General features: G+C 76.3%; 18 protein-coding genes. 9 read left to right on the top strand and 9 right to left on the bottom strand.

Features of this window, described 5'->3' with window-relative positions; translation table 11 throughout:
• Together VER05_RS15030 and pseB are read right to left on the bottom strand one after the other, a co-directional pair.
• On the bottom strand, positions 1-729 hold a 729-nt coding region (locus VER05_RS15030), incomplete at its 3' end, for a DegT/DnrJ/EryC1/StrS family aminotransferase (RefSeq protein ID WP_324846144.1).
• A gap of 10 nt (positions 730-739) precedes the next feature.
• Positions 740-1723, bottom strand: a complete 984-nt coding sequence (gene pseB, locus VER05_RS15025) for a UDP-N-acetylglucosamine 4,6-dehydratase (inverting) (RefSeq protein ID WP_324846143.1) — start codon at positions 1721-1723, stop codon at positions 740-742.
• Positions 1724-1899: 176 nt separating this feature from the next.
• On the opposite strand from pseB, the gene VER05_RS15020 reads away from it, so the two are divergent.
• From VER05_RS15020 to VER05_RS15005, 4 genes are read left to right on the top strand one after another with little or no spacing between them, the layout of a single operon-like run.
• On the top strand, positions 1900-2679 hold the full coding sequence (locus VER05_RS15020) for a cytidylyltransferase domain-containing protein (RefSeq protein WP_324846142.1): 780 nt from the start codon (positions 1900-1902) through the stop codon (positions 2677-2679).
• On the top strand, positions 2676-3716 hold the full coding sequence (locus tag VER05_RS15015) for a hypothetical protein (protein ID WP_324846141.1): 1041 nt from the start codon (positions 2676-2678) through the stop codon (positions 3714-3716). The genes VER05_RS15020 and VER05_RS15015 overlap by 4 nt, the downstream gene beginning before the upstream one ends.
• A 4-nt stretch (positions 3717-3720) precedes the next feature.
• Positions 3721-4401, top strand: a complete 681-nt coding sequence (locus VER05_RS15010; RefSeq protein WP_324846140.1) for an SDR family NAD(P)-dependent oxidoreductase — start codon at positions 3721-3723, stop codon at positions 4399-4401.
• The gene (locus tag VER05_RS15005) at positions 4398-5114 is read left to right on the top strand and encodes a metallophosphoesterase family protein (protein ID WP_324846139.1); all 717 of its coding nucleotides are present in this window, start codon (positions 4398-4400) and stop codon (positions 5112-5114) included. The genes VER05_RS15010 and VER05_RS15005 overlap by 4 nt, the downstream gene beginning before the upstream one ends.
• 19 nt (positions 5115-5133) lie before the next feature.
• Here VER05_RS15005 and VER05_RS15000 read toward each other — a convergent pair whose 3' ends face one another.
• From VER05_RS15000 to rfbD, 3 genes are all read right to left on the bottom strand, one after another.
• Positions 5134-6075, bottom strand: a complete 942-nt coding sequence (locus tag VER05_RS15000; RefSeq protein ID WP_324846138.1) for an ATP-grasp domain-containing protein — start codon at positions 6073-6075, stop codon at positions 5134-5136.
• A 72-nt stretch (positions 6076-6147) separates the two neighbouring features.
• The gene (gene pseI, locus VER05_RS14995; RefSeq protein ID WP_324846137.1) at positions 6148-7203 is read right to left on the bottom strand and encodes a pseudaminic acid synthase; all 1056 of its coding nucleotides are present in this window, start codon (positions 7201-7203) and stop codon (positions 6148-6150) included.
• Complete coding sequence (rfbD, locus tag VER05_RS14990) at positions 7203-8048, bottom strand: dTDP-4-dehydrorhamnose reductase (RefSeq protein WP_324846136.1); 846 nt, start codon at positions 8046-8048, stop codon at positions 7203-7205. The genes pseI and rfbD overlap by 1 nt, the downstream gene beginning before the upstream one ends.
• A gap of 99 nt (positions 8049-8147) precedes the next feature.
• Here rfbD and VER05_RS14985 point away from each other — a divergent pair, with 99 nt between their 5' ends.
• Complete coding sequence (locus VER05_RS14985) at positions 8148-9305, top strand: glycosyltransferase family 1 protein (protein ID WP_324846135.1); 1158 nt, start codon at positions 8148-8150, stop codon at positions 9303-9305.
• Between the two features lie 20 nt (positions 9306-9325).
• Here the strand turns inward: VER05_RS14985 and rfbC are convergent, their stop codons facing one another.
• Complete coding sequence (gene rfbC, locus VER05_RS14980) at positions 9326-9943, bottom strand: dTDP-4-dehydrorhamnose 3,5-epimerase (RefSeq protein ID WP_324846134.1); 618 nt, start codon at positions 9941-9943, stop codon at positions 9326-9328.
• Between the two features lie 232 nt (positions 9944-10175).
• Between rfbC and manA the strand changes: the two genes are divergently transcribed.
• The gene (manA, locus tag VER05_RS14975; RefSeq protein ID WP_324846133.1) at positions 10176-11384 is read left to right on the top strand and encodes a mannose-6-phosphate isomerase, class I; all 1209 of its coding nucleotides are present in this window, start codon (positions 10176-10178) and stop codon (positions 11382-11384) included.
• A gap of 22 nt (positions 11385-11406) precedes the next feature.
• Here the strand turns inward: manA and VER05_RS14970 are convergent, their stop codons facing one another.
• Positions 11407-12357 (bottom strand): GDP-mannose 4,6-dehydratase, encoded by a 951-nt coding sequence (locus VER05_RS14970; protein WP_324846132.1) that lies wholly within the window; start codon positions 12355-12357, stop codon positions 11407-11409.
• Entirely contained in the window at positions 12354-13337 is a 984-nt protein-coding gene (locus VER05_RS14965) for a GDP-mannose 4,6-dehydratase (protein WP_324846131.1), read from the bottom strand. The genes VER05_RS14970 and VER05_RS14965 overlap by 4 nt, the downstream gene beginning before the upstream one ends.
• 111 nt (positions 13338-13448) lie before the next feature.
• Here VER05_RS14965 and VER05_RS14960 point away from each other — a divergent pair, with 111 nt between their 5' ends.
• A complete protein-coding gene (locus VER05_RS14960; RefSeq protein ID WP_324846130.1) occupies positions 13449-14399 on the top strand; it encodes a glycosyltransferase family 2 protein in 951 nt (316 codons plus the stop codon).
• Here VER05_RS14960 and VER05_RS14955 read toward each other — a convergent pair.
• Complete coding sequence (locus VER05_RS14955; RefSeq protein WP_324846129.1) at positions 14362-15297, bottom strand: lysylphosphatidylglycerol synthase domain-containing protein; 936 nt, start codon at positions 15295-15297, stop codon at positions 14362-14364. The genes VER05_RS14960 and VER05_RS14955 overlap by 38 nt on opposite strands.
• Before the next feature lie 68 nt (positions 15298-15365).
• On the opposite strand from VER05_RS14955, the gene VER05_RS14950 reads away from it, so the two are divergent.
• Positions 15366-16118: a class I SAM-dependent methyltransferase gene (locus VER05_RS14950; protein ID WP_324846128.1), complete on the top strand. Its 753-nt coding sequence runs from the start codon at positions 15366-15368 to the stop codon at positions 16116-16118.
• The gene (locus VER05_RS14945) at positions 16115-18307 is read left to right on the top strand and encodes a hypothetical protein (RefSeq protein ID WP_324846127.1); all 2193 of its coding nucleotides are present in this window, start codon (positions 16115-16117) and stop codon (positions 18305-18307) included. The genes VER05_RS14950 and VER05_RS14945 overlap by 4 nt, the downstream gene beginning before the upstream one ends.
• The last annotated feature ends 68 nt before the right edge of the window (positions 18308-18375 follow it).

Genomic DNA, 18375 nt, shown 5'->3' with positions numbered 1-18375 from the left:
CGCGGCCAGCACGTCGGGCAGCCGGTAGTTCAGCCCGAACTCGTGCACCTCCTGGTGCCACGGGCCCTCGTCCGGGAACCGCTGCCGGTCCCGCTCGCGCACCAGGCCGTGGTTCTTGAAGCCGCGCGCGCGCCGCTCCAGGTCCGGGTCGGCCGTGACGACCGCGCCGCCCTCGGCGGTGGTGAGGTTCTTGGTGGGGAAGAAGGACAGCGTCGTGAGGTCCGCGAACGAGCCGACCGGGCGGCCGTCCCACAGCGAGCCGATCGAGTGCGCGGCGTCCTCGAGGAACAGCGCGCCGTGCTCGTGGGCGAGCGCCGCGAACGCGTCGGGGCTGGCCGGCAGGCCCGCGTAGTCCACGGCGGCGACGACGCGGGTGCGCTCGGTGACCGCCGCGCGCGCGGCCTCGACGTCGAGGTTGCCGGTGTCGGCCTCCACGTCGGCGAACACCACCGTCGCGCCGTGCAGCGCCGCGGCCGCGGCCGTGGCGACGAACGTCAGCGGGGTGGTCACGACCTCGTCGCCGGGGCCGACGCCCGCCGCCGCGTACGCGACGTGCAGCGCGGCGGTGCCGGAGGTGACGCTCACCGCGGGGGCGCCGCCGACGTGCGCGGAGATGGCCTGCTCGAACGCCTCGACCGCGGGGCCGGTGGTCAGCCAGTCGCTGCGCAGCGCCGCGACGACGGCCTCGACGTCGGCCTCGTCGATCGACTGGCGCCCGTAGGGCAGCACGCCGGCCACCTCAGGCGAACCGCGCGACCATGTCGCGCAGCTCGTCGGTGCTCAGCCACAGGTCGTTGCTGTCGGACCGGTACGTCCAGCCGTCCTCGACCGGCTCGCCGCCCGCGGGCGTCTCGTAGCCCCAGCCGCCCACGTAGGGCATGACCACGTACCGGTCGCCGAGCCGCACCGTCCGGCGCGAGTCGTCCGGCGCGATCATCTCCTCGTGCAGCTTCTCCCCGGGGCGGATGCCGATCTCGTGCATCGCGGAGCCGGGGGCGACGGCCTGGGCGAGGTCGGTGACCTTCATGCTCGGGATGCGCGGGACGTACAGCTCGCCGCCGGTCATCAGCTCGAACGAGTCGAGCACGAACTGCACGGCCTGCGGCAGCGTGATCCAGAACCGGGTCATGCGCAGGTCCGTGATCGGCAGCGAGGCGCCCTCCTCGGCCAGCTTCCGGAACACCGGGATCACCGAGCCGCGCGAGCCCATGACGTTGCCGTACCGGACCACGGAGAACCGGGTGTCGTACGCCGCGGCGTAGCTGTTCCCGGACACGAACATGCGATCGCCGCAGAGCTTGGTGGCGCCGTACAGGTTGATCGGGCTGGACGCCTTGTCCGTCGACAGCGCGACGACCTTCTTGACGCCCGCGTCGATGGCGGCGTCGATGACGTTCTGCGAGCCGTTGACGTTGGTCTGCACGAACTCGAACGGGTTGTACTCCGCGGTGTCCACCTGCTTGAGCGCGGCGGCGTGCACGACGTAGTCGACCCCGTGCATGGCGCGCGTCAGGCGCTGGCGGTCGCGGATGTCGCCGATGAACCAGCGCAGGCGCGGGTCGTCGCCGAGCTGCCGCCGGACCTCGTACTGCTTGAGCTCGTCGCGGCTGAAGACCACCAGGCGCCGCGGGTCGTGGTGCTCCAGCACCTCCTGGAGGAAGGCCTTGCCGAAGGACCCCGTGCCTCCGGTGATGAGGATCGAGGCTCCCGAGAGCAGAGACATGCCGTGGAACTCCAGACGGTCGGTGAGCGCGCGACGGCCGGTCGCGCGGGTCCGGGCGCCCGCGGGAGGCGTCCGACAGAGCATCATGGCACGGCGGCACGCGCGGGCCCCGCTCCGCGCGCGGCCCGCGATGCCGGTCCACGGGCCCCGCCGCCGGCCGGTGGCATCATGGCACGGTGCAGCCCGCCTCCTCCGCCCCCGCGGTCCCGCCGGCCGGCGCGGCTGCGCCGCGCGTCGTCGCCGTCATCCAGGCCCGCACCGGGTCCACCCGCCTCCCCGGGAAGGTGCTGCGGCCGCTCGGCGGCCGGCCCGTCCTCGGCTGGATGGTGCGCGCCGCGCAGGCGGCGGAGGGCGTCGACGAGGTCGTCGTCGCCACGTCGACCCACGCCGGGGACGACGCCGTCGCGGACCTCGCGGCCGAGCTCGGCGCGCGGGTCGTGCGCGGCAGCGAGGACGACGTCCTGTCCCGGTTCGTGCTCGCCCGCTCGGAGACCGGTGCCGACGCGGTCGTGCGGCTCACGGCGGACTGCCCGCTGGCCGACCCGGCGCTCATCTCCTCCGTCGTCGCCCTGTGGCGCGCGGACACCTCGCTGGACTACGTCGCCTCCACGCTCGTCCGGACGCTGCCCCGCGGCCTCGACGTCGAGCTGGCGTCGTCGGCGGCGCTGGCCGCCGCCGACGCGGAGGCGACGGACTACCACCGCACCCACGTGACGTCGTACCTGTACGCCGGGGGCCGCGAGTTCCGCCGGGCGGGGCTGGTGGTGCAGCCGGCGGCGGACGACCTGCGGGTCACGCTCGACACGGCCGAGGACGCGGCGGCCCTGGACGCCGTCGTGGCGGAGCTGGGCGACCGCCCGCCCCGCTGGCACGAGGTCGTCGCGCTGCTGCGCGCGCGGCCGGACATCGTCGGCCGGAACGCGGGCGTCGTCCAGAAGGCGCTGGCGGACGGATGAGGCGGGTGCTCGTCCGCTGCGACGGGACGCCGGAGGGCGGCCTGGGGCACCTCGTCCGCGCGCTGGCGGTGGCGGAGCGGGCCCGCGAGGTCGGGTGGTCGGTCACGTTCGCGGGCACGGTGACCTCCGGGTTCGGCCGCGACCTGGTGCGGCGGGCCGGGGTGGAGGTCGTCCCGGCGGCCGGCGACCTCGGGGAGCTCGCGGCCCGGTACGCGGCCGACCTGGTCCACGTGGACGACTACCTCGTCGGGACCGAGGCGCGCCGCCAGGTCGCGGGGGCGGGGGCCGTCCTGTGCTCGATGGAGGACGGGACCTTCGGGCGCCGACCCGCGGACGTCGTCGTCGACTCCGCCATGGGCGCGGAGGAGCCGGGCTCCCCGAGCCTGGCCCGGCCCGACGACGGCAGCGGGCGGGTGCTGCGGGGCATCGCGTACGCGCCCCTGCGCGCCGAGGTGCTCGCCGCACGGGAGCGGCGGGCGACGACGGCGGACCCGGCCGGAGGCACGGACGTCGGCGTCCTGGTGGTCATGGGCGGCAGCGACGCGACCGGGGCGTCCGCCACGATCGCGTCGGTGTGCCGGCGGGCGGCCCGGATCGCCGGCGTCACGGTCGTCGCCCCCGCTGCGCGGTGGGCCGCCGTGCGCGAGGCGGCCGGGGAGGGCGTCGAGCTCGTCGAGCCGGGCCCCGGCTTCCTCGACCGCGCGGCCGCCGCCGACCTCGTCGTGAGCACCGCGAGCACCACCACCTGGGAGCTGGCGTGCATCGGCGTGCCGACGGTGCTGCTCGCGGCGGTGCCGAACCAGCAGCACGTCTACGACGCCGTCGTGGCGCGCGGTGCGGCCCGCGGGCTCGGCACGCTGAGCGAGGTCCGGGCCGACCCGCGGACCGCCGCGGACCGGCTGGGGCGGGCCGCGGCCGACCTGCTCGCCGGGCGGTCGTGGGCGGCCACAGGGCTCGCCCTCGTCGACGGGCTGGGGGCGCGCCGGGTCGTCGAGGCGTGGGACGGCGCGGTGGACGACCGCGCGGCGCGGGGGTGACGGGGTGCGGCTCTTCATCGTGACCGGCGCGGGCGGCGGCCTCGGCGCGGAGATCGCCGCCCGGTTGACGGCCCGGGGCGAGCAGGTGATCGGCACGGCCCGCCGCGCGGTCCCGGCGGCCCACCCGGTGGTCCCGGCGGACCTGTCCCGGCCCGACGAGCTCGCCGCGCTCGCGCGCGCGCTCGGCGAGGCCGTCCGCGCGGCGGCGACCTCCGTGGTCCTGGTCAGCAACGCGGGCACCGTCGGCCCGGTGCGCCAGGTCGGGGGGCTCGCCGACGGGCCGGGCGACTGGTCCGCGGCCGCGGACCACGTCGCGGTGAACTACACGGCCCCGGTGGTGCTCACCGACGCCGTCGTCGCGGCGCTCCCCGACGGCGCGACGCTGGAGGTCGTCAACATCACGTCGGGCGCCGCCGAGCGGCCCATCCCCGGGTGGTCCCTGTACTGCTCGTCGAAGAAGGCGGCGAAGACGTTCCTCGACGTCCTCGCCGCGGAGCACCCGCGCGTGACGGTGCGCCACGTCGACCCCGGGGTGATGGACACCGGCATGCAGGCCGAGATCCGCGCCGCGACCGCCGAGGCGTTCCCGGACGTCGCGACGTTCCGCGACTACCACGGCACCGGCCGGCTCCGGGGTGCCGGCGAGGTGGCCCGCACGATCGTGGAAGGGCTCCTGGACCGGTGAAGATCGCCCTGTTCTCCGACACCCACGGCAACGCGCTCGCCCTGGAGGCCGTGCTGCGGCACGCCGAGGCGATCGGGGTCCAGCAGTACCTGAACCTCGGTGACATGGTCGGGTACTACACGCAGCCACGCGAGGTCGTCGAGCTGGCCCGTGCGCTGCCCGGGGCCGCGGTCCAGGGCAACCACGAGCGGTTCCTCGCCCGGGTGCTCGCGGGGGACCTGCCGCTGGGTGACCTCACCGCGCGGTACGGCGAGGGGCACCGGATCGCGCTCGACGAGCTCGGCGCCGAGGACCTGGACTGGCTGCTGCGCCTGCCGCCCGAGCGCGTCGTCGAGCTCGACGGGGTGACCATCCGGATGTGCCACGGCGCACCGGGGGAGCCCGACCGGTACGTGTACCCCGACACGAGCGCCGAGGACCTCGCGGCGCTGTGCGACGACGCGTGCGACTACGTGGTCATGGGGCACACGCACTACCCGTACACGTTCACGCACGGGGCGTGCACGCTGCTCAACGTCGGCTCGGTGGGGCAGAGCAAGGACGTCGGCGGGCTCGCGACGTGGACGGTCCTGGACACGCGCAACCGGACGACGGTCCTCATGCGGACCCCGTACGACCTGGACCGGCTCGCGGAGGAGGTCCGGCGGGTGCCCAACTCGAACGAGGGGTACCTGCTGTCGGTGGTCTCCCGGCACCGGCAGGACGGCCGCTAGACCCCCGCGCCGGGGTCCGTCACCAGACGATCTCGTCGTCCGCCCGGAAGATCTGCTTGCCGGCCACGGCCTCCGGGTCGAAGTCGATCGCGCCCAGCGCGCCGAACCGGTCGAGCACCGCCCACGCGACGTCCTGGAACCCGAGCAGGTGCCGGAAGACCACCGTGCTGGAGAACCGCGGGTTGATCTCGAAGACCACGGGGCCGCGGTCCGTGCGGCGCAGCTGGACGTTGATGCTGCCGACGAGGTCGAGCCGCTCCGCGAGGTCGTGCAGGAGCCGCTCGATCGCCGGGTCGCGCACCACCCGGGCGTACCCGGTGCGACCGCCCACCAGCCGGCGTCGGAACACGATCGTCGCGACCGACCCCGCCGCGGAGCGGAAGAGCCCGCAGGTGTACTCGTCGTCGTCGGTGGACAGCAGCTCCTGGTAGATCATCCCGTCGGTCTGCTCCCGCAGCCGCGCGGCGTTCTCCTCCGTCACGACGTGCACGCTCTTGCTGCCCGAGCCGCTGCGGGACTTCATGATGCAGGGGAGGGCCACGGGCTCGGCGTCCGCCGCCACCACGGTCCACGGGAACGGCAGGCCGCTGTCCTCGAGGAACCGCGCCGTGGCGAGCTTGTCGAAGCCGACGTCCATGGCGCGGGCGCTCGGCATGAGGACCGGGGCGCCGCCGACCTCGGTGACCCGTGCCGCGCCGAGGTGCCGGATCTCCGGCTCGGACATCGGGATGACGAGGTCGACGCCCAGCCGCTCGACCTGCGCGCCCAGGAAGTCGAGGTACCCGGGGTCGCGCACGGTGGGGCCGGTCACGAAGTCCCGGTAGTACGCCGCCGCGGGGAACTCGCCCGAGATGTCCATGCCGTGGACGTCGCCCACCCAGGGGACGTCCCGGAGGATCTTCGCGATCCCCCGGCCGATGTCCCCCGCCCCGCCCGTCACCAGCACGGACCTCAGCTCCACGTTCCTGTCCTCTCAGATGGTCGTCGACGGGCGCGGCGGGGTGCCGCGGCGCACGGGGGTGGCCGGCACGGGCTAGATGATGTCCCAGGTGAGGGGTGTGCCCCGGGCGGCGTCCCGGGTGAACGGCCGGCCGAGGACGACCTCCAGGAGACCCGGCTCCAGGCCGCCCCCGGGGCGGATGGACCGCACGTTCTCCTCGGTGGCCACCTCGCCCGCCCGGACGTCCCGGACGACGAACAGCGACCGGCGCAGCCGGCGGCTCTCGGCCTCGCCGCGCGTCGGGTCGAGCTGGACCGTCCCCAGCGCCTGCCAGGCGATGTCCGTCTCCGCGGCCAGCGCCGCGAGCTCGTGCGGCTCCAGCGAGAAGTCCGAGTCGACCCCGCCGTCCGCGCGCGCCAGCGTGACGTGCTTCTCGATCAGGCAGGCACCCAGCGCCACCGCGGCGACGGAGGCGCCGATCCCCTTGGTGTGGTCCGAGAGGCCGACGACGACGTCGAAGGCGTCCCGGATGACCGGGATCGAGCGGAGGTTCGACTCGCTCGGCAGCGCCGGGTAGGACGAGGTGCACGCGAGCACGACCACCTGGTCGTTCCCCTCGGCGCGGATCGTGCGCACGGCGGTGTCGACGTCGGTGATCGACGCCGCACCGGTGGAGATGACGACCGGCTTGCCGGTCCGGGCGACCCGGCGCAGCAGCGCGAGGTCGCCGATCTCCAGCGAGGCGATCTTGTACAGCTCGACGCCGAGGTCCTCGAGCAGGTCGACCGCGGTGCCGTCGAACGGGCTGGAGAACGGCACCAGGCCGTGCTCGCGGGCGCGCTCGAAGATCGGGGCGTGCCACTCCCAGGGGGTGTGCGCCTCCTCGTAGAGCTGGTAGAGGTTCTTGCCGCCCCACAGCTCGTGGCCGGCGGACACCCGGAACGCGGGGCCGTCGGCGTCGATGGTGATCGTGTCCGCGCGGTAGGTCTGCAGCTTCAGCGCCTGGGCGCCGGACTCCGCGACCGCGTCGACGATCGCGAGCGCGCGGCCCAGGTCGCCGTTGTGGTTGCCGGACATCTCCGCCACGACGAACGGGCGGTGGTGGGCGTCGACGGTGTGCGCGCCGACGGTGATCGAGCGGTCCGCCATCAGGCGAGCACCTCCTTCGCGGCGGTCGCCCACCGCTCCTGCCAGTCGCCGATCGGCTGGACGCCCGCGGCGCGCAGCGCGTCGTGGCCGAGCACGGAGAACGTGGGGCGCGGCGCCGGGCGCACGTAGCCCTCGCTGGTCGTGGGCCGGACGATCTCCGGGTCCAGGCCCGCTGCGGCCACGACGGCGCGGGCGAAACCGAACCAGGAGGCCCGGCCCGAGGACGTCGCGTGGTAGGTGCCCGCGGGGGCGCCGACGGCGACCAGGCGCACCGCCAGGTCCGCGACGTCGACGGTCCAGGTGGGCTGCCCGACCTGGTCGTCGACCACGTCGAGGCCGCCCTTCTCCGCCGCGACCCGCGCGATGGTCCTCGGGAAGCAGCTGCCGTTCGCCCCGTACAGCCACGCGGTGCGCAGGATCAGGTGGTCGGCGCCGGCCGCGCGCACGGCCCACTCGCCCGCGAGCTTGGTGCGGCCGTAGGCCGAGCGCGGGGCGGCGAACCCGTCCTCGGCGTACGGCTCGGTCGCGTGGCCGTCGAACACGTAGTCCGTCGACACCTGCACGAGCCGGGCGCCGTGCCGCGCCGCGGCGCGCGCGAGCGACTGCGGGCCCACGGCGTTGACCGTGAACGCGTCCGCCTCGCGCGTCTCCGCGTCGTCGACCGCCGTCCACGCGGCGCAGTTCGCCACCACGTCGAACCCGGCGACCGCGTCCAGCGTCGCCGCCCCGTCCGTGATGTCGAGCTCCGCGCGGTCCAGCGCGACGACCTCGTGCCCGTCCTCGCGCACCCGCGCGACCAGGTCCTGGCCCAGCATGCCCCGGGCCCCCGTGACCAACCAGCGCACCGCATCCTCATCTCGTCGGCGTCAGTCCGACGGCCAGCGTAGTCGGAGCCGACGGCCACCCCAGTAGGGTGGTCCGTCGCGACCCGGCGGAGGAGGAGCATGGACCAGCAGGCTGCCAGCGGGGGGACCCGCCCGCGGGTGCTCGTGGACGCGACGGCGATCCCGGCCGACCGGGGCGGCGTCGGGCGGTACCTGGACGCGCTGCTCCCCGAGCTCGACCGCCTGGAGGCCGACCTCGTGGTCGTGTGCCAGGCGCGGGACGCCGACCTGATGGCCGCGGCCTGCCCGCGGGGCCGCGTGGTCGCGCTGCACCCGCGCTACGCCCGCCGGGCGGTGCGCCTGGTCTGGGAGCAGGTCGGCCTGCCGCGGCTCGCGCGTCGGGTGCGGGCCGACGTGGTGTTCTCGCCGCACTACACGATGCCGCTGCTCACGCGCCGTCCGGTGGTCGTGACCCTGCACGACGCGACGTTCTTCAGCCACCCCGAGCTGCACACCCGGACCAAGCGGGTGTTCTTCCGCACGGCCACGCGCGTCGCGGTGCGCCGGGCGCGCGCCCTGGTCGTGCCCTCGCAGGCCACGCGCGACGAGGTGGTGCGGTTCACCGGCGCCGCGGCGGACCGGTTCACGGTGGCGCTGCACGGGGTGGACCCGGCCGTGTTCCACCCGGTCGAGCCGGCGGAGGCCGAGCGGGTCGCGGCGGGCCTCGGGCTCGCGGGCCGGCCCTACGTGGCGTTCCTCGGCACGCTCGAGCCGCGCAAGAACGTGCCGGCGCTCGTGCGCGGGTGGGTCGCGGCGATCGCCGACGCGCCCGAGCCGCCCGCGCTGGTCCTCGCCGGGGGGCCGGGGTGGGACGACGAGGTCGGGCCGGCGATCGACGGGGTGCCGGCGGGGCTCGACGTGCTGCGCACGGGCTACCTGCCGCTCGGGGACCTGGCCGGCCTGCTGGCGGGGGCGCGGGTCGTCGCGTACCCGAGCCGCGGGGAGGGGTTCGGTCTGCCCGTGCTCGAGGCGATGGCGTGCGGTGCCGCGGTGCTCACCTCGGCGGAGCTGTCGCTCAGCGAGGTCGGCGGCGACGCGGTCGCGTACTGCGGCACGTCGGACGCGGAGATCGCGGCGGGTCTGCGGGCGCTGCTCGCGGACGCGGACGCGCGGTCGGCCCTCGGCGCCGCGGCGCTCGCGCGGTCGCGGGAGTTCACCTGGGCGTCGAGCGCCCGGGCGCACCTCGGCGCCCTGCGGTCCGCCGCCCGTCGGCGCTGACGGGCGGCGGACCGGGCGGGTCAGCGCGCGAGCGACGCCACGTACTCGGCGACGACCGCGGCGTCCGGCAGCAGCCCCTGCGCCCGGGCCTCCGCCAGCGTGGGAGCCGCGGTGTCCTTCTCGGACAGCAGCGGGGTCAGCGGGCGGCCGGCGCGGTCCTCGGTCGGCCAGGCGATGCCGATCTCGGGGTCGAGCGGGTGGATGCCGTGCTCGCGGCCCGGGCTGTAGCCGGTCGAGCAGAGGTAGAGCACGGTCGAGTCGTCCTCGAGCGAGCAGAAGGCGTGCCCGAGCCCCTCGGACAGGTAGATCGCGCGGCGGTCGACGTCGTCGAGCAGCACCGAGTCCCACTGCCCGAAGGTCGGGGAGCCGACCCGGATGTCCACGACGACGTCGAGCACCGCGCCGGACGCGCAGGTGACGTACTTGGCCTGGCCCGGGGGCACGTCCGCGAAGTGGATGCCGCGGACGACGCCGGCGGCCGAGACCGAGAGGTTCGCCTGCTGCAGGTCGAGCCGGTGGCCGACGGCGTCGGTGAACGCCTCGTCCTTGAACCACTCGAGGAACACGCCCCTCGGGTCGCCGAACTGCCGTGGGGTGATCTCCCACGCGCCGGGCACGGTGAGCTCGCGGACCTGCATCGGTACTCCTGACGTCGGGGGACGGGCGGCGTCGATCCTACGCGGGGACGCGCTCGCCTACGCTGGGCGGCAGCCCGGCGGGTGACCGGGCCGGTGCCGTGCCGGACGGCCCCCCTCGCGGTGGGTCCCGGTGCGCCGTCCGCGTGACCGCATGGGCCGTTCGGGTGAGCGCGAGTTACCGAAATGTCCGTTATGTGCCAATCTGCGGCACGACCACCTGAGAGGGAGCGTGATGATCCGGATCCGCAGCGCCGCGCAGAGCTACGCGTGGGGGTCGCCGACGGCGATCCCGGAGCTGCTCGGCCTGCCCGTGACCGGGGAGCCCGTCGCGGAGGCGTGGTTCGGCTCCCACCACGCGGGGCCCTCGCCGGTGGACGACGACACGGACGGCGGGAGCGCCGCCCGCACGCTCGTCGACGCCATCGCCGGCGACCCGCGCCGCGCGCTGGGCGAGGACGTCGTGGCCCGGTTCGGCGCCCGGCTGCCGTACCTGCTCAAGATCATCGCCGCCGAGACCCCGCTGTCGCTCCAGGTGCACCCGAACCTCGCCGCCGCGGCCGAGGGCTTCGACCGCGAGGACGCGGCGGGCATCCCGGTGGACGCGCCGCACCGGAACTACCGCGACCGGAACCACAAGCCGGAGCTGGTGTACGCGCTCACCCGGTTCGAGGCGGTCTGCGGGTTCCGCGCCCCGCGGCGCGCGGCCGAGCTGCTCGTCGGCCTGGACGCTCCGCTCGCCAAGGAGCTGCACGACCTGCTGTTCGCGCAGCGGGACGCCAGCGGCATCGAGGCCGCGTTCACCCAGCTGCTCGACCCGGCCACCCGGCCCGGGCCGGACGAGGTGCAGCAGGTCGTGGACGCCTGCGCGCGCCGGCTGGCCGACGGCTCGCCGTCCCCGCGCGCGGACCGCACCGTGGTGCGGCTCGCGGAGGCGTACCCCGGCGACCCGGGCGTCGTGACCTCGCTGCTGCTCAACCCGGTGACGCTGCACCCCGGGGAGGCGCTGTTCGTCCCCGCCGGCGGCGTGCACGCCTACCTGAGCGGCGTCGGGGTCGAGATCATGGCGTCCTCGGACAACGTGCTGCGCGCGGGCCTGACCCCGAAGCACGTCGACGTCGCCGAGCTGCTGCGCAACGTCGACTACGTCGCGGCGCCCCCGATCCGGATCGCCCCCGAGCGGTTCCACGGCGCGACCCGGGTGTACTACGCGCCGGTCGACGACTTCGAGCTGTCGATCACGAGCGTCGAGGACGCGGGCGCCCACCCGCTGCCGGGCCGCGGCCCGCGGGTGCTGCTGTGCCTGGAGGGCGAGGCGACCGTGCGGGCGGCCTCCGGGGCGTCGGTCGCGCTGCGCCGCGGGGACGCGGCGTTCGTGCCCGCGTCGGACGGGACGCTCGAGGTGGAGGGGTGCGCGCGGCTGGTCCAGGCGGACGTGCCCTGACCCCGGGGCCCGCGCCGGCCGGTCAGGCCCGCGCGAGCGCCAGGTCGTGGTCGACCATCGCCCCGACGAGGGCGGCGAAGTCGTGGGTGCGCCGCCAGCCGAGCTCGCGCTCGGCGCGGCCGGGGTCGCCGACCAGCAGCGGCGCGTCGCCCGGGCGCAGGAACGCCGGGTCGACCTCGACGTGGGGCCGCCAGTCCGGGACGCCGGCGCGCTCGAACGCGGCGCGCACGAAGTCCTCGACGGAGTGCGCCTGCCCGGTCGCGACCACCCAGTCGCCCGGCGCGTCGTGCCGCGCCGCGCGCACCATCGCGTCCACGTAGTCCGGGGCCCAGCCCCAGTCGCGGCGCGCGGCGAGGTTGCCGAGCACCAGCGTGTCGTCCAGCCCGAGCGCGATCCGCGCCGCGCCCCGGGTGATCTTGCGGGTCACGAACTGCTCGGGCCGGCGGGGCGACTCGTGGTTGAACAGCACGCAGGACGCCACGTGCAGCCCGCGCTCGCGGTAGACGCCCGCGAGGTGGTGCGCGAACGCCTTGGCGGCGCCGTACGGGTTCCGCGGCGCGACCGGCGTCGTCTCGTCCTGGGGCGCCCGGTCGGGGTGGCCGAAGATCTCGGCGGACGACGCCTGGACCACCCGCACGGCGCGGCCGGTGCGGTCCTGGGTGGCGAGCGCCGCGTCCAGCAGCGCCAGCGGCGCGAGGCCGGACAGCTCGGCGGTGGCCTCGGGCTCGGCCCAGGACCGGGCGACGGAGCTGATGCCGCCGAGGTTGTACAGCTCGTCGGGGGCGAGGCGCGCCACCAGCGCGTGCAGGCCGGGGCGGTCGCCCAGGTCGACGGCGTGCGGCGTCCAGCCGACCGCGCCGAAGTCGTCGCCGGGCCGGACGACGCCGTGCACCTCCGCGCCCTCGGCGAGCAGCCGCTCGACCAGGTACGAGCCGTCCTGGCCGGTGGCCCCGGTGACGAGGGCGACCGTCACGCGGCGAGCCTGCGCTGCTCGGCCAGGTCGTGCTCGACCATCATCGCGACCAGGCCGCGGAAGTCGACGGTCGGCTCCCAGCCCAGGCGCTCGCGGGCCTTCGACGCGTCGCCGACGAGCAGGTCGACCTCGGCCGGGCGCACGAACTGCGGGTCGGTGCGCACCAGGTGCGACCAGTCGTCGATGCCGACGTGCCCGAACGCGGCGTCCAGCAGCTCGCGGATCGAGTGCGTCGCGCCGGTCGAGACCACGTAGTCGTCCGCCTCGTCCTGCTGCAGCATGCGCCACATGGCGTCGACGTAGTCGCCCGCGAAGCCCCAGTCCCGGCGCGCCTCGAGGTTGCCGAGCACGAGCTCGTCCTGGAGGCCCAGCGAGATCCGGGCGACGGCCTGGGACACCTTGCGGGTGACGAACTCCGGGCCGCGGCGCGGGGACTCGTGGTTGAACAGGATCCCCGAGGACGCGTGCATCCCGTAGGACTCGCGGTAGTTGATCGTCATGTAGTGGCCGAACACCTTGGCGACGCCGTACGGCGAGCGCGGCCAGAGCAGCGTGGTCTCGCGCTGCGGGACCTCCTGCACCTTGCCGAACATCTCCGAGGAGGACGCCTGGTAGAACCGCACGCGGCCCGGGTCGTCGCCGGCGTGCAGCCGGACGGCCTCGAGCATGTTGAGCACGCCGGCGCCCGTCACGTCGGTCGTGATCCGGGCGTTCTGCCAGGAGTACGCCACGTAGGAGATCGCGCCGAGGTTGTAGACCTCGTCCGGCTGGGACGTCGCGAGGGCGGCCATCAGGCTCGGCATGTCGGTGAGGTCGCCGGTGAGCACGTGCACGTCCGGCACGGCCTCGCGGACCAGGGCCACCTTGGGGTTGTTCTGCCCGCGGACCAGCCCGTAGACCTCGTACCCCTTGCCCAGCAGCAGCTCGGCGAGGTACAGGCCGTCCTGGCCGGTGATGCCCGTGATCAGTGCGCGTGCCATGTGGTCTCCGGTTCGTCGTGGCGCTCAGGCGACGGCGGCTCCGGCCGCCGGCCCGGTGGCTAGGCTACCGACGACCCCGGAGCGGAAGGCGTGGGCGGGCGTGAGCGCAGCATGAAGGTCGTCGTGCAGGTCCCCTGCCTCGACGAGGAGCAGACCCTGGCGACCGTGCTGGGCTCGATCCCGGACCGGATCGAGGGCGTCGACGAGATCGCCGTCGTCGTGGTCGACGACGGGTCGTCCGACCGCACCGCGGAGGTGGCCCGCGCGCACGGCGCGGCGGTGGTCCGGCACACCCGGACGATGGGGCTGGCCCGGTCGTTCCGGGACGGCGTCGACTGGGCGCTGGCGCACGGCGCGGACGTCGTGGTGAACACCGACGGGGACAACCAGTACCCGCAGGACCGGATCGGCGACCTGGTCCGGCCGATCCTCGACGGGGTCGCCGACGTGGTGATCGCCGACCGGCAGACCGCGACCATCGCCGAGTTCTCCCCGTTCAAGAAGCGGATGCAGCGGGTCGGCAGCGCGGTGGTGAACGGCGCCGCCGACACCCGGCTGCCCGACGCCGCGAGCGGGTTCCGGGCCTACTCCCGGTCCGCGCTGATGCGGCTCAACGTGGTCACCGAGTTCTCCTACGCGATGGAGACGATCATCCAGGCCGGCCACAAGCGGCTGCGGATCGTCAGCATCCCGGTGGTGACCAACCCGCGGACCCGCCCGTCCCGGCTGTTCCGGAACGTGTTCCACCACATGGCGCGGTCGGCGTCGGCGATCGTGCGCTCGTACCTCATGTTCAAGCCGTACGTGGTGTTCGCGACGCTGGCGGCCGTGTTCGGGGTGCTCGCGCTGGTGCCGATGGTGCGGTTCCTGGTGCTGTGGCTGGCGAACGGGCAGGCGGGCAACGTCCAGTCGCTGATCTTCGGGGCGATCATGGCGGTGGCCTGCCTGCTGTCGGTCGCGCTCGGGGTGCTGTCGGACCTGCTGCGGACCAACCGCGTGCTGCTGGAGGAGCAGCTGGAGCGGATCAAGCGCCTGCAGTACGACGGGCGCCGCGGCGCCTGACCGCGCCGGCGGCCCCGGCCGCGACGCCCGCGGCCGCCGCGTCCAGCACGGCCATGAGCACCCGGCTCACCAGCGCGACCAGCAGGGCGTCCGGGCGGTCGAGCAGCGGGCCCAGCGCGACGACCAGCGCGGCCTCCCGGGCGCCGGCCCCGGCGGGCGCGACGACGACCAGCAGCCCGACCACCCAGGCGAGCGCGAACGCGCCGGTCGCGAGCAGCGCGTCGGCGGCGGTCACCGGGCGGAGCGCCGCGACGAGTGCAGTCGCGTGCAGGCCGAACGCGACCCACATCGCCAGCGCCGCGGCGGCCGAGCGGGCCACCTGGCCGCCGTGCACCGTGACGGCGTCGCCGGGGCGGCGCAGCACGCGCAGGCCCAGCGCGAGCAGCCGGTCGAGCACCGGCGGCGCCAGGCAGGCGGCGCCGAGCGCGACGAGGGGGAGCAGCCACGACCAGCGCGCGACCGCCCCGGGCGAGCCCGCGAGCAGCCCCGCGACCGCGACCGCGCCGCCGACGACCAGCAGCACCGCCAGCGCGCCGAGCGCCACCACGGTGCCGCGGGTGCGGGACACGCCGTGCGCGCCGCCGAACCGGGCCTGGCCGACGACGGTCCACACGCCGCCGGGCACGTACTTGCCGAGCTGCGCGCGGAAGTAGACGTCCGCGCTGTCGACGAACGAGGGCACCGGGCCGGCCGAGGCGAGCAGCGCCCGCCAGGAGACCAGCTGGGCCACCAGCCCGAGCGCCGCCCAGCCCGCCGCGGCGAGCACGTCGCCCGCGTCCAGCCGGTGCCAGGCCGACCGCAGCGCGCCGGCCTGCGAGGCGAGCGTCCAGCCGAGCCCGGCCAGCGCCACGACCAGGAACGCGGCGTCCAGCACCCGACGTCGCACCCGGCCCCGCACCCCGCGAGCGTAGCCGCCGCGCCCGGCGGATACGCTCGGGCCTCGCACCCCGACAGGAAGGCCCCGCCGTGCCCGCACCGTCCTCGCCGGCCCGCTCCGCCTACGTGGGCCTGTGGCGCGGGGGGCGCCGCGCCGCCGAGGCGTCCGGCGTGCTGGCCGCGCTGGACCGGCGCGCCGCGGACCGGCCCGGGGGAGCGGCGGCGCACGCCCGGTCGCTGTTCGCGATCCACGACGCCGCGGAGCTGGTCCGGCTGGACGTCCCGTGGTGGACCTACGGCGCCGCGGCGCGGGTGGCCGCGCACCTGGACGCGCTCGGCGGGCGGGCGCGGGTGTTCGAGTACGGGTCGGGCGCGTCGTCCGTCTGGCTCGCCCGGCGGGCCGCGCGGGTCACCAGCGTCGAGCACCACCCGGGGTTCGCCGCGCTGGTGCGGGACCTCGCGCGCGACGCGGGCGTCGCCGACCGGCTGGCGCTGGTCGAGGTGGGGCCGGAGCGGTCGGCCGCGGCGGGCGGGCCGGTCGTGCCGTCCGGGCGGCGCGGGGAGGCCGGGCTGGACTACGCGGCGTACGTCCGCGCGATCGACGCCGTCGACGGCGACCTGGACCTGGTGGTGGTCGACGGGCGGGCGCGCGGGGCGTGCCTGGAGGCCGCGGCGCGGCGGCTCGCGCCCGGCGGCCTGGTGCTGCTGGACGACAGCCAGCGGCCGCGGTACGCGGCGGCGGTCGCCGCGTCCGGGCTGGTCGTGCGCCGGTACCGGGGGTGGGTGCCCTCGCTGCCCTACCCGCGGGAGTCGGCGGTGCTGGGGCTGCCGGGGCGCGCGTGACCGCGGTCGCGCCGGACGCGCCGGCGCGCCCGGCGCCGGCGGCGCGGGACCTGCTCGCCCGCGGGCTGCTCGCCGTGCCGGACCGGGCGCCGGTGCTGCTCGGCTGCCTGGGGCTCGCCGCGCTGCTCGGGGTCCTGCTGGGCGCGTTCCGGCCGGTGGTGGTGCTGCCGCTGGCCGCGGCGCTCGCGGTGGCGACGTGGCGCTGGGTGCCGCGCGCGCCGCGGCCGACCGGCGCGGGGCTCGCCGCGGTCGCGGGCGTCCTGGTCCTCGGGGCGGGCTGGCTGCTGGTGAACCTCCGGTACGTCGCCGAGTACGTGGTGGTGAACCGCGACCCGGGCTTCCTCACGCTCAAGGGCCTGTGGCTCGCCGGGCACCCGTCGGCGCCGGTGCCGGTGGGCGGGGCGGCGGCGGTCGACGCGGCCGTGGCCGGGGCGTCGGCCGGCACCGAGGCGTGGTGGCTGCAGGACGGGCACCTGTACGCGCAGGGCAACTCGATGCTGCCCGCGCTGCTCGCCGTGCAGGGCTGGCTGGGCGGCGAGCGCGCGGTGCTGGCCGGCAACCTGGTGATCGGGCTGGTCGCGCTGCTCGCGGTGTTCGCGGTCGCGCGCGCGTTCGCCGGGCCGCTCTGGGCGCTGGTGCCGACCGCGGCGCTCGCGCTGAGCCTGCCGATGCTCACGTTCACCCGGGCCGCGTACACCGAGCCGCTGACGATCGCGCTGCTGTGCGCGGGGCTCGTGGTGGCGCAGGGGGCGTGGCGGCGGCAGGGCGACGCGGCGGGGTCCCGGGTGGGGCCGCACGTGCTGGCGGGTGCGCTGGTCGGCGCGGTCGGCGCGGCGCGGATCGACGGGGCCGTGGCCGTGGTCGGGCTCGCGCTCGGCTACCTGCTGGTCGGGGCGTCGCCGCTCGGCCGGCGGGACCGGCGCGCTGCCGTGCGGGGGGCGCTCGCGGCGATCGGGTCGGGGGCGGCGATGGTCGCGCTCGGCATGGTCGACGTGCTGCGGCTGAGCCCGGAGTACGTGCGGGAGCACTCCTCGCAGCTCACCTCGCTGCTCGCGGCGACGGCGCTGCTGCTGGTCGCGGCGGTAGTCGTGCTCGTGCTGCCCGGCGGCTGGCTCGGGTGGCTCCGCCGGGGGCTGCACCGCCGCCGCGCCGTGCTCGGCCGGTGCGCGGCGGGCGCGGCCCTGCTGCTCGGCGTCGTGCTCGCGTCCCGGCCGCTGTGGTGGGAGGGACGGTTCACCGACCCCGCCTCCGGGTACGGCTACGCGGTGCAGGTGCTGCAGGCCGCGGCCGGGGAGCCGCTCGACGCCGCGCGGTCCTACGACGAGCGCACGCTCGCCTGGGTCGGCTGGTACCTGGGCGTGCCGGCGGTGGTGCTGGGGTTCGCCGGCCTGGCGGTGCTCGCGCGCCGGGCGGTGGCCGGGAGGGACCCGGCGTCGGCGCTGCTGGTCGCGGTGCTCGGCGTGGCGGCCGTGTTCCCGCTGGTGCGGATCAGCATCACGCCAGACCAGATCTGGGCGGTGCGGCGGCTGCTGCCGGCGACGCTGCCGGGGCTGCTGCTGGCGGGGACGGTGGCGCTCGCGGCGCTGGCGGGTCGGTGGGGGCCGGGGCGGTGGCCGGGCGGATGGCCTCGGGTGGAGCGTTCTGCCCGACACGCCCCGGCGAGTCGGGCAGAACGCTCCACCCGGTTCCACTCGGGGCCGTGGGGCGTCGCGCGGCGGGTCGCCGCGGGCGGGCTCGCGCTCGCCGTCGTCGCGTTCCCGCTGAGCACCTGGCGTCCCGGCGCGGCGGTCGTCGAGCTGTCCGGCCGGGCGACCCAGGCGCACGCCGTGTGCGACGAGCTCGACGAGCTGGCCGTGGACCGCGTGGTCTGGACGCACTCCAGCCCGTTCCGGTACCTCGCGACGCTGCGGGTGCTGTGCGACGTCGAGGTGGTCGAGTTCGTGACGCCCCCGACGACGGCCGACCTCGCGGCGGTGCGCGCGGCGTGGGGCGGCGGGCCGGTGGCGGCGCTCAGCTTCGACCCGGGCAGCTACGCGTGGACAACGCCGCCGGCCGCGCCGGTCGGGGGGACGTCGTCGACCACGCTGGGGCGGACGCTGACGGGTGTGCCGCGCACCGTCGACGCCACGTGGAGCGAGGTCTGGGTCGGGCTGGTGCAGGACGACGGGACGGTCGCGCCGGCGGGTTGAGCGCCCCGGGGTCGATGCCGGGCGCCGGGCGGGGGCGGTCCGGTCGCGGCCCAGTCGACGAGGTCGTC

The sequence above is a fragment of the Cellulomonas sp. genome, assembly GCF_035634735.1.
Taxonomy (GTDB): Bacteria; Actinomycetota; Actinomycetes; order Actinomycetales; family Cellulomonadaceae; genus Cellulomonas.
This window is presented reverse-complemented; position numbering and strand designations above follow the sequence as displayed.